The following is a 10896-nucleotide window of genomic DNA, read 5'->3' on the forward strand; positions in this document are numbered from 1 at the left end:
CGCCGCCGCGGGCGGCGCGGCGGTGCTGCTGCTGGCCGTCGGCCTGACCTGGCGCCGGCGCCGGCAGCGGCTGGTGCGGGTGCACACGCGCAGGCACTGATCAGGCGTGCGACGGGGGTCGGTCCCGCGTACCGGCCGGTGGGCGCGTTCAAGAAGAAACGCGCCCACCGGCCCGGACCGGCGAGCACGGGCCCGCTTCCGTACGTACATCCGGGTAGCAGCAGCGCCAACGCCCCAACCCTGAACGCCCATCGTCCGAAAGGCAGCCGCAATGCCCGTCCGGCACCTCGTCCGCACCGCCGCCGTCGTCGTCACGCTCGCGACGGGGCTCACGGCCGCCGCGTTCGCCGTCGGCGGGTCCGACGACCGCCCGTCCGGTGCACGGACCACCGCCGTGCTGCCCGCCGGCCGGGCGGCGCTCGACCGGGTCAGCTCCGAGGACCTGGGGAAGAGCATCAGCGCGCTCCAGGCCCATCTGCGCGCCAAGCCCAAGGACGCGGCCGGCTGGGCCACGCTCGGCGCGGCCTACGTCGAACAGGCCCGCACCACCGGGGACCCCACCCGCTACCCCCAGGCCCAGAAGGCCCTCGCCCGCTCCCTGTCCGCCCAGCCGCGCGACAACGACCCGGCCCTCGCCGGACGCGCCGCGCTCGACGCCGCGCGCCATGACTTCCCCGGCGCGCTACGGGACGCCGACCGGGCGCTGAAGGTCAACGCGTACAGCGAGCGGGCGCTCGCCGTCCGGGTGGACGCGCTCGTCGAACTCGGCCGGTACGACGAGGCGTACGCCGCCGCCAGGCGCGCCGACTCGCTGCGCCCCGGCATCCCCGTCTTCACCCGTCTCGCCTACGTCCTGGAGCTGCGCGGCGACCCGGCCGGCGCCCGCCGCGTACTGCTGCGCGCGCGGAAGTCGGCGACCGCGCCCGGGGACGTGGCGTACGTGGCCACGGCGCTCGGCCAGCTGGCCTGGAGCCAGGGCCAGTTCCCCCGGGCGCGCGGCCACTTCGCCGACGCGCTGCGCGCCGACCCCGGCTACCTCCCCGCCCTTGAGGGCCGCGGCCGCACCCACGCCGCGGTCGGCGACCTCGACGCGGCGGCCCGCGACCTGGAAGAGGTCGTACGGCGCTACCCGCTGCCCGCCGAGCTCGCCGCCCTGGGCGAGGTGTACGAGGCGCGCGGCGACCGTACGCGGGCCCGGGAGCAGTACGCCGTGGCCGCCACCTGGATCGACCTGGCGCGGGCCAACGGCGTGGCGACCGACCTCGACAGCGCGCTGATCGCCGCCGACCACGGCGACCGCGCGGAGGCGCTGCGGGCGGCCCGCGCCGAATGGGGCCGCCGGCACAGCGTGCACACCGCCGACGCACTGGCCTGGGCGCTGCACCGGGCCGGCCGCGACCGCGAGGCCCTGACCTACGCCAAGTCCGCCGCGGCACCCGGGTACCGCAACGCGTCGTTCCTCTATCACCGGGGGGTCATCGAGAAGTCCCTCGGCGACACCGCCTCCGCCCGCCGCCACCTCACCACGGCCCTCGACCTCAACCCGGCCTTCTCCCCCACGGGCGCCCGCGCGGCGAAGGCGGCGCTGAAGGGGCTGGGCGGCCCCCGATGACCGATTATCCGGCGGACGCCGAGACCCGACGCCCGTACCGACCCATCCGCACCGCAGGAGGTACCCGTCCATGAACCGGCTGATCCGGCGCGCCCGCCGCATCGGCGCCGCCGCGTCCGTGCTCTTCGGGGCGGCCGCCATCGTGGTGTTGCCCGCCGGGGCCGCCGAGGCGCATCCGCTCGGGAACTTCACCGTCAACCGCTACGACGGGCTGGTCGTCGCGCCGGGTGAGCTGCGGGTCGACCACGTGGAAGACCTCGCCGAGATCCCGGCCGCGCAGGCGAAGCCGCGGATCGACAAGGACGGCGACGACAAGCTCTCCCGCCCCGAGCTGGCCGCCTGGGCCGACCGGCGCTGTGCGAGCGCGGCGCGGGACGCACGGCTGACGGTGCGGGGGCGGTCGGTGTCCGTACGGAGCGAGGGCGCGCAGGCGCGCTCGCGGGCGGGGCAGGCCGGTCTGCCGACGCTGCGCGTCGAGTGCCGGCTGACCGCCGCGCTGCCGCGCGACGGGCGCGCCTCGCTCGCGTACCGTCCGGCGGACATCGGCACGGGGCCCGGCTGGCGTGAGATGACCGCGCAGGGAGACCGCATGACGCTCGCGGCCTCTGACGTGTCCACGTCCTCAGCCTCCCGGCGGCTGACCCGCTATCCGCAGGACCAGCTGTCCTCCCCGCCCGACGAGCGGACCGCCGCGCTGCGCACCGCGCCAGGCGGGCCCGCGCTCGCCAAGTCAGCGGACGAACAGTCCGAGCCGCCCGGCAGCGCCGTGCTGCCGCGTGGCGTGGACCGCTGGACGCAGGCCCTCACCAATCTGGTGGCGCGGCACGACATCACGCCCTTCTTCGCCGTGACCGCGTTCGCCACCGCCATGCTGCTCGGCGCGATGCACGCGCTCGCGCCCGGACACGGCAAGACGCTGATGGCGGCTGCCGCGGCGGCGGGCGGGCGCAGCGCGATGCGCGATGTGCTGGCGCTGGGCGCTTCGGTGACGATCACCCACACCCTCGGGGTGTTCGCGCTGGGCCTGTTGGTCACGGCGGGCTCGGCGGCCGCGCCGTCGGTGATCGCATGGCTGGGCATCGCGAGCGGGGTGCTCGTGGCGCTGGCCGGGGCGGGGCTGCTGCGCAAGGCGCTACGGCGGCGCGCTCCCGCACACCATCACCATCACGACGAGCACGAACACGAGCACGCCCGCGGGGGCGACCACAGCCACGGCCATGAACACGCACATGAGCACGCACATGGGCACAGCCACACACACGAACGCGAAAAGGAACACGAGCACGCCCACGTCCACTCCCACGGCGGCTTCACCCACTCCCACCCTCTCCCCTCCGGCCGCCTCACCCTGCGCGGCACCCTCCTCCTCGGCTTCGCCGGCGGGCTGGTGCCCAGCCCGTCCGCCGTCGTCGTCCTGGTGGGGGCGGCAGCGCTCGGGCAGGCGTGGTTCGGGTTTCTGCTGGTGCTGGCGTACGGGGCGGGGCTGGCGCTCACGCTCACGCTGGCCGGGATCGCGGTGGTGCGCCTGGGACGGCGGGCCACCGAGCGGCTGGCGGCGCGGGCGAGCGACGGGGGCCGCGGTCAGCGGGTGCTGCGCCTGTTGCATCGCGCTTCGCCCGTGGGCACGGCGGCGGTGGTGCTGGCGCTGGGCTGCGGGCTGGTGCTCAGGGGGGCGGCGACCACGCTGGGCTGACGCCGTATCGACAAATACCTAAGTCGCGAGGCGGTATACGGGGAGGCCCCGGACGGACGTCCGGGGCCTCCCGCTCGTACATGGTGGCGAAGCCAAAAGCTTGAAACAGCTGATCAGATCCCGTCAGCCGTGTTCAGGACGGGCAGGTAGCCGCCGGACTGGCCCGCGGCGGTCGGGTGGTAGGACTCGTCGATGGGCCAGGTGACGCTGTGCAGCCACTCGCTCCCGGAGCAGATCTCGTGTCCGGTGAACGGGGTGGCCACGTCACCGAAGACAAAGCCGTGGGCGGAGGCGCGGCCCTTGGTGACGGAGTTCAGGTAGTCAGAGGCGTTGTTGATCGCGGTGCGCTCGCTCTCGGTGAGCCCCGCGATGCAGTCGCCGTTGAGCTTGTAGAAGCGCGGGTAGCCGAGGACGACGACTCGGGCGGACGGCGCCTTGGCCCGGATCGCGTCGTAGACCTGGTCCAGCTTGCCGGGCAGGGTGTTCTGGGCGTAGCTGCGGGCGTTGGCGACCGCGCTGAGGCAGTTGTCCTCGCCGGGCAGCACACAGGTGGTCATGACGTCGGCGAAGCCGGCGTCATTGCCGCCGATGCTGATGCTGACCAGACCGGTGCTGGAGTTCAGCGGGCCGAGCTGGTTGTTGAGGACATCGCCGGTCTTGGCACCGGAGCAGGCGGTGAAGTTGAAGCTCGAGGGGGCGTGCGCGGCGGCCCAGAGCTTGGGGTAGGCCTTGGTGCTGCGCTTGCAGCTGCCACTCGCGGAGTCGTAGCTGCCGGAGCCGACGCCGGATGAGTAGGAGTCGCCGAGCGCCACATAGGCGGGCCCCGCGGCGCTCTCCGCGGCCTGGGCCGCGCCGGCCCCGGCGAGGGCAAGCACGACACCGACGACGAATGCGCTTGCGGTGGCCGTGAGTCTGGACAGTTTCATTCAGTCTCCCTTAGCAGGATTGGTGCCGATGCTGTTGCGGCACGACCGCCCCGAGAGGGGCAATCGTGTTCGAAACCGTCTGTCACACCGCCGCGTTGTTGCCTCGGCGTGACATGGCTATGTCATCCCGCCGAAACCAAGGGTCTATGCGTGTAGTTAGGAAAATATTCCGGTCGAGCCGACGAACTTCCCGCGCGGCAGCCCCGCGCGCTGGTCACGCGCCTCCGCGCACGCCGTTGCGCAAGCGGAGCGGAACAGTCAACTCGCGTCTCTGACCCGCCCGTTCGCACATCTGCCGCATCTTGACGGGCTTCCTCCGCCTGCGCGACATTGAAGCCCGGCATCCGGCGCTTCAGGGGGCAAAGTCGCCAATGCAGACCAACAGTGACAAGAGCCCAGCGGGTGTGCGGTTCCCGCCGGCGCTCGTGGGGGTCGCCGTCGGCGTCGGAGCCGTCGGCATCGGAGGGGTCGGTGCCACGCTCACACTCGCGGGCATCGACTCACCCCTGCGCGCGCCCTTCACTCTCTTCTTCCTGATCACGGCACCCGCATCGGCCCTGGGGGGCGCGTTGCGCGGGCTGGACAGGGCGGCCCGCGCGGTACTCGCGGGCGTCGGTGCGCTCGCGCTGGATCTGTTGGTCGCGCAGGCGATGCTCACCTGGCACATGTGGTCGGTACGCGGGGGCGTGCCGGCGGTCGGCGCGGTGAGCCTGGTGCTCTTCCTGTCGGTACGGCTCCTGTCGGTACGGCAGGCCCGCGCGCGGCGCCGTCGCCACGCAAGGAGCAGCCCCCGTACGACGAGCAGTCCACGTACGGCCAACAGCCACCGCACTCCCCACACGAGGAGCAGTCTCCGCACGACGAGCAGTCAGGGATGAGACATTCAGGGATGAAACGTGGACATCGGCGTGTATCGCCCCGGCGATCTGACGGCCGCCGACCGGGCGGCCTGGACGGCCATGCAGGCGCAGGCGCACCTCCTGGGCGCGCCCGAGCTCGCGAACCCCTTTCTCGCCCCGGAGTTCACACTGGCCATCGGCCGTTGCAGACGTGGGGTACGGATCGCGGTGGTGCGCGAAGAAGGCGAGCCGGTGGCCTTCTTCCCGTTCCAGCGGACCCGGCTCGGCGTGGGGCGGGCGATCGGCCTGGGCCTTTCGGACTCGCAGGGCCTGATGCACCGGCCCGGGTTCCAGTGGGACGCGCGCGAGCTGCTGCGGGCCTGTGGGCTCACGGTCTGGGAGTTCGATCATCTGGTGGAGGGGCAGAAGCCCTTCGAGGTGGGGGCCCGGGGCTCCTTTCCCTCCCCGGTGATCGACGTCGAGCAGGGCTTCGAGGCATATCTGGCCCAGCTGCGCACCCGCTCACCCAAGTTCACCCGCACCACGCTCGCCAAGGAGCGCAAGCTGGGCCGGGACGTCGGAGAGGTGCGATACGTCCACGACGAGCGCGATCCGGCCGTACTGCGGACACTGATCGACTGGAAGTCCGCGCAGTACCGCAGGACGGGGCGCAGCGACCGCTTCGCCCACGCCTGGATCACCCACCTGGTGGAGCAGCTTTTCCATACGCGCGGCGCCTCGTGCGCCGGGCTGCTTTCGGTGCTCTACTGCGGCGGGCGGCCGGTGGCCGCGCATTTCGGGCTGCGTTCGGAGCGCGTGCTGGCCTGCTGGTTCCCGGCGTACGACACGGCGTTCGCGAAATACTCGCCCGGACTGGTGCTGCATCTGCGGATGGCCGAGGGGGCGGCCGCGCAGGGGGTGGCCTATCTCGATCTCGGGCGCGGCGAGAAGGAATACAAGGACTCCCTGAAAACACGTGATCTCAGCGTGTCGGAGGGGTGGGTGACGCGCCGCCATCCGGTGGCGTTCGGGCACCAGGCGCGGCGTGCGCCGATTCGGGCACTGCGTAATACAGTGCTCTCCCGGCCGGAGCTTTTCGGGCCGGCGGACCGGCTGCTCAAGCGATTGGGCAGTATCCGGGCCAAGAATTGACGAACACATTTACCAAAGGGGGTGTTTGGGTGATTACCCTTGCCATAGAACAATCAAGGTAAATACCGTCACAGTCACACCCGCGTCGGAACCATCACCATGGCGGCTCTAGGGGAGGGCTCGAACGTCGCGATGGATTCCGGGGCGGGACCGCGGTAGGGGGGTGCCGCGCCCGGCTGTCCTGTGTGTGCGCTTGCGCTGCTCAGGCATGCCGTGACGCGGGCCGCGAGGCAAGTAACACCAGCCAGCTCGCTCGTTCTTGTTCGGCTGTCGATGTCGTCAGGCGATGATGCGCCATGCCGTTATATCGCCGTGCCGTTATGCCGTCATGGGCGGGTGAGAACCCCCCTTTCGAACCGGATAACCCAACGGACCGCCCGGGGGCGGACGGTCCACCGGACGAGAGGGAAAACATCCATGAGCTCCTCTGTGCACCCGGAAGTACCGGAAGGCGAATCCACGCCGGAAAGCGAATCCACCGCGGAAGGCGGGTCAATCTCATCGGTCTCCGGATCGCATCGGTATCGCCCGGTGTCCTCTCATCTCGCGATCGCGCCGCCGGTGAGCGTCGTGATTCCGGCCATGAACGAAGCCGAGAACCTTCCATACGTCTTCAAGACACTGCCCGACTGGATCCATGAAGTCGTGCTCGTGGACGGGAATTCCACGGACGACACGGTCCGGGTGGCCCGCGAGCTGTGGCCGGGGGTGAAGGTCGTACCGCAGCGCGGCAAGGGCAAGGGCGACGCGCTCATCACCGGATTCGCCGCCTGCACCGGCGACATCGTGGTGATGGTCGACGCGGACGGCTCGGCCGACGGCGGCGAGATCGTCAGCTATGTGTCCGCACTGGTCTCCGGAGCCGACTTCGCGAAGGGGTCGCGATTCGCCAACGGCGGCAGCACGGACGATATGACGCCGATCCGCAAGCTCGGCAACCGCGCGCTGACCGCGCTGGTCAACCACAAGTTCGGCGCCCGCTACACCGATCTGTGCTACGGCTACAACGCCTTCTGGCGCCACTGCCTGGACGAGATCGCGCTGGACTGCGCCGGGTTCGAGGTCGAGACCCTGATGAACATCCGCGTGGTCAAGGCGGGTCTGCGGGTCCAGGAGATCCCCAGCCATGAGTACGAGCGCATCCATGGCGTCAGCAATCTACGGGCCGTGCGCGACGGGCTGCGCGTGCTGAGGGTGATCCTGCGCGAGCGGGGCGCGAAGCGGCGCCGCCACCCCGCGCCGGCGCCGGCGGCGATCCGGGGAGAGCTGTCGTGACCGTGATGCCCACCGTCCCATCACAGCTCCGGATGTCCGTGGTGATCTGCGTCTACACCGAGGAGCGCTGGGACGACATCCTCGCGGCGGTCGAATCGGTGCGCGACCAGTCGCTGCCCGCCCACGAGACGCTGCTCGTGGTCGACCACAACCCCGCGCTGCTGCGCCGTCTCGCCGCGTATTACGGCGACGGAGGTCCGGGGGCGGCAGACCGGGAGGACGTACGGGTGCGCGTGCGGATGCTCGCCAACGCGGGCCCCCGCGGCCTGTCCGCGGGCCGCAACACCGGCATCGCGGCCTCCACCGGCGAGGTGATCGCCTTCCTCGACGACGACGCCGTCGCCGAACGGGACTGGCTGCACCACTTCGCCGCGGCCTACGCCGACCCGGCGGTGCTCGCGGTCGGCGGGCGCACCGTCCCGGCGTGGGCCTCCCGCCGCCGCCCGCCCTGGTTCCCCGAGGAGTTCGACTGGGTCGTCGGCTGTACGTACCGGGGGCTGCCGCCCGGCCGGGTCCAGGTGCGCAACGTCCTCGGCGGCAACGCGTCCTTCCGCCGCGAGGCCTTCCAGCTCACCGGCGGCTTCGCGACCGGCATCGGACGGGACGGCGACAAGCGGCCACTGGGCTGTGAGGAGACCGAACTGTGCATCCGGCTCACCCGCGCCCGGCCGGACGCGGTGCTGCTCATCGACGACCGCGCCGTGATCCATCACAAGGTCCCACCCGCCCGCGAACGCTTCGCCTACTTCCGCACCCGCGCCTACGCCGAGGGCCTTTCCAAGGCCCTCGTCGCCCGCAGCGTCGGAGCCCAGGCGGGCCTGTCCACCGAGCGCCGCTACACCACCCGCGTACTCCCCGCGGGCATCGCCCGCGGCCTGCGCGACGCCCTCCTGGGCAGGCCGGGCGGCGCGGGCCGCGCGGGCGCGATCGTGGCCGGCGTCGCGGCCGCGGCGAGCGGCTACGTGGTGGGCGCCTCCCGCGCCCGCGGTTCAGGCGGCGCGGGCTTCGCGGTGCCCCCGCTCCCCGAGGCGGGGGCGAGGGCGGAGGCGGCCGACGCGCCACCGCGACCGGCGCAGGGCCACGCATGAAGGCGCAGGTGCCGATACTGATGTACCACGCCGTGGCACACGCTCCCGCGCGCGCGGCGCGGGGGCTGTCCGTCTCGCCGGGCGCGTTTCACGAGCAGATGGATCTGCTCGGCGCGCGCGGGTTCACGCCGGTCACCTGCGGGCGGCTGGCCGCCGCCTGGCGGGGCGGGGAGGCGCTGCCGGACAAGCCAGTGGTGATCACGTTCGACGACGGTTACGAGGGCGTGCACCGGTATGCCCTCCACGCGCTGGCCGCGCACGGCTTCGCGGCCACGCTGTTCGCCTCGACCGGCTGGCTGCGCGGCCCGTACGACACGGGCGGCGCGCCCGATCTCATGCTCGACTGGGATCAGCTGCGCGCCCTCGCGGCCGCCGGTGTGGAGATCGGCGGGCACAGCCACACCCACCCGCAGCTCGATCAGCTCGACGACGAGCGGCTGTGGTTCGAGGTGCTGCGCTGCCGGGAGATCCTCACGGACGAGCTCGGCCGCCCGCCGGCGTCCTTCGCCTACCCCTACGGCTACTCCAGCCCCCGCGTGCGCCGCACGGTGCGCGCGGCCGGGTTCGGGGTGGGGCTCGCGGTGGGCAACGGCCTCGCGGCGCGCCGTCAGGGGCCGTACGCCCTGCGGCGGGTGACGGTGGGCCGTACCACCCGTATCGAGGAGTTCGAGCAGCTGGTCAACGGCCGGTCACTCGGCCGGTATTTCGCCCGGGACCGGGCGCTCACCAAGGGGTACGCCCTGGTCCGCAGATCACGTCACGTATCACGTCAGGTATGGGGGAAGGTGCGCTGAGCCCGTGTCCGATACGACCACCCGGGCCGAGAAGTCCGCCAAGAAGTCCACCGCGCGGGCAGCGGCCCCCGCTGGGCGCACCAGCCCCCGCGGCGACCGCGATCACAACCAGCTGTTCCGCAACGCCTACGCGCTGATGCTGAACACGGGCATCTCGGCGGTCCTCGGCCTCGGCTTCTGGCTGGCCGCGGCCCACTACTACGCGGAGGACGCGGTCGGCCAGGGCTCGGCGGCCATCGCCGCGATGAAGCTTCTCGCGGGGGTCACGGCGGTGACCCTCACCGGGGCGCTGGCCCGCTTCATCCCGGTCGCCGGACGTACGACCGGGCGGCTGGTCCTGCGTACGTACGCGGGCAGCTCGGTGGTCGTCGCGGTGGCGGCCGGGGTCTTCCTGCTCACGCTCGATACGTGGGGGCCCTCGTACCGCTTTCTGCACGGGACCCTCCACGGCCTCGGCTTCATCGCGGCGGTCGTCGGGTGGGCGCTGCTGACCCTGCAGGACGGGGTGCTCACCGGGCTGCGCAGCGCGTTCTGGGTGCCGGTGGGCAACACCGTCTTCTCGGCGGCGAAGCTGCTGCTGCTCGTCGCGCTGGCCGTGGCGATCCCGACGGCCGGGGTGTTCGTGTCCTGGGTCGCCTCGATCGCGGTGTCCGTGGTGCCGCTGGGCTGGCTGGTGTTCCGGCGGCTGGTGCCCCGGCATGCCGAGGCGACGCGGGAGACGGCGCGGCCCGCGACCTACCGGGAGATGGGGCGCTTCCTCGCCGGGGACTGCACGGGGTCGCTCTTCTCGCTGGCCGTGGTCTACGCGGTGCCGGTGATCGTCGCCTCGCAGATCAGCGCGGCCGACAACGCGTACTTCTACATCACCACCACCATCGGCGGTACGACGAACCTGCTCGCCATCAACATGGGCGCCTCGCTGACCGTCGAGGGCTCGCACGACCCGGCCCGGCTCGCGGAGAACTGCCGTGCGGCGCTGAGCCGGATGGCGCGCATCATGATCCCGGTCTGCCTCGTTCTGTTCGTCTTCGCGCCGCAGATCCTCGGCGTGTTCGGGGACGGGTACGCGCAGGCGGCCGCGCCGCTGCTGCGGTGGTTCGCGGTGGGGGCGGCACTGCGGGTCGTCATCGAGGTGTACTTCGCGGTGCTGCGCGCGCAGAGCCGCACCTCGGGGCTGGCCTATCTGCAGGGTCTGCTGTGTGTGTTGGTGCTGGGCCTGACGCTGGTGCTGCTGCCGCGGATGGGGCTGACGGGGGCGGGGGTCGCCGAGATCTCCAGCCTGTCGGTGATCGCGGCCGTCGCGGCGGTCAAGCTGCGCGGGGTGCTCAGGGCCCGGCCCGCGGGGTCCACGGCATACGCCGGGCCTTCCGGGCCGGGGGCGTCCGGCCCGTACGGTGAGCCTGGCGCGTCCGGCGCGTCTGTCGCGTACGCCGCTCCGCCTCCGCCGCCCGAGCTCGACACCGCGCCCGACGGCGACCTCGCGGATCTCGCCGTCCACGGCGAGATCCGCGAGGTCG

At 72.3% G+C, this 10896-nt stretch carries 9 protein-coding genes; 8 read left to right on the forward strand and 1 reads right to left on the reverse strand.

Annotated elements, in window-relative coordinates:
- Nucleotides 1-271 precede the first annotated feature (271 nt).
- Nucleotides 272-1612: a tetratricopeptide repeat protein gene (locus tag CCN51_RS33505; protein WP_014180924.1), complete on the forward strand. Its 1341-nt coding sequence runs from the start codon at nt 272-274 to the stop codon at nt 1610-1612.
- Between the two features lie 70 nt (nt 1613-1682).
- Nucleotides 1683-3305 (forward strand): HoxN/HupN/NixA family nickel/cobalt transporter, encoded by a 1623-nt coding sequence (locus CCN51_RS33510; RefSeq protein WP_014180923.1) that lies wholly within the window; start codon nt 1683-1685, stop codon nt 3303-3305.
- 113 nt (nt 3306-3418) lie between these two features.
- Here the strand turns inward: CCN51_RS33510 and CCN51_RS33515 are convergent, their stop codons facing one another.
- Nucleotides 3419-4231 carry an SGNH/GDSL hydrolase family protein gene (locus CCN51_RS33515; protein WP_014180922.1) on the reverse strand — a complete coding sequence of 271 codons (813 nt, stop codon included), beginning with the start codon at nt 4229-4231 and terminating at the stop codon, nt 3419-3421.
- A gap of 371 nt (nt 4232-4602) precedes the next feature.
- Between CCN51_RS33515 and CCN51_RS33520 the strand changes: the two genes are divergently transcribed.
- The 6 genes from CCN51_RS33520 to CCN51_RS33545 form a co-directional block, all read left to right on the forward strand.
- A complete protein-coding gene (locus CCN51_RS33520) occupies nt 4603-5109 on the forward strand; it encodes a hypothetical protein (protein WP_193383755.1) in 507 nt (168 codons plus the stop codon).
- 18 nt (nt 5110-5127) lie between these two features.
- The gene (locus CCN51_RS33525; protein WP_014180920.1) at nt 5128-6222 is read left to right on the forward strand and encodes a GNAT family N-acetyltransferase; all 1095 of its coding nucleotides are present in this window, start codon (nt 5128-5130) and stop codon (nt 6220-6222) included.
- Between the two features lie 417 nt (nt 6223-6639).
- Complete coding sequence (locus tag CCN51_RS33530) at nt 6640-7497, forward strand: glycosyltransferase family 2 protein (protein ID WP_238545497.1); 858 nt, start codon at nt 6640-6642, stop codon at nt 7495-7497.
- 5 nt (nt 7498-7502) lie between these two features.
- Nucleotides 7503-8585 (forward strand): glycosyltransferase family 2 protein, encoded by a 1083-nt coding sequence (locus CCN51_RS33535; RefSeq protein ID WP_043492166.1) that lies wholly within the window; start codon nt 7503-7505, stop codon nt 8583-8585.
- On the forward strand, nt 8582-9379 hold the full coding sequence (locus CCN51_RS33540) for a polysaccharide deacetylase family protein (RefSeq protein WP_043487932.1): 798 nt from the start codon (nt 8582-8584) through the stop codon (nt 9377-9379). The genes CCN51_RS33535 and CCN51_RS33540 overlap by 4 nt, the downstream gene beginning before the upstream one ends.
- Nucleotides 9380-9383: 4 nt before the next feature.
- Nucleotides 9384-10896: lipopolysaccharide biosynthesis protein (locus CCN51_RS33545; protein ID WP_211303274.1), on the forward strand; the 1513-nt coding region annotated here is incomplete at its 3' end.

The organism is Streptomyces milbemycinicus (assembly GCF_002154605.1).
GTDB classification, from domain to species: Bacteria; Actinomycetota; Actinomycetes; order Streptomycetales; family Streptomycetaceae; genus Streptomyces; species Streptomyces milbemycinicus.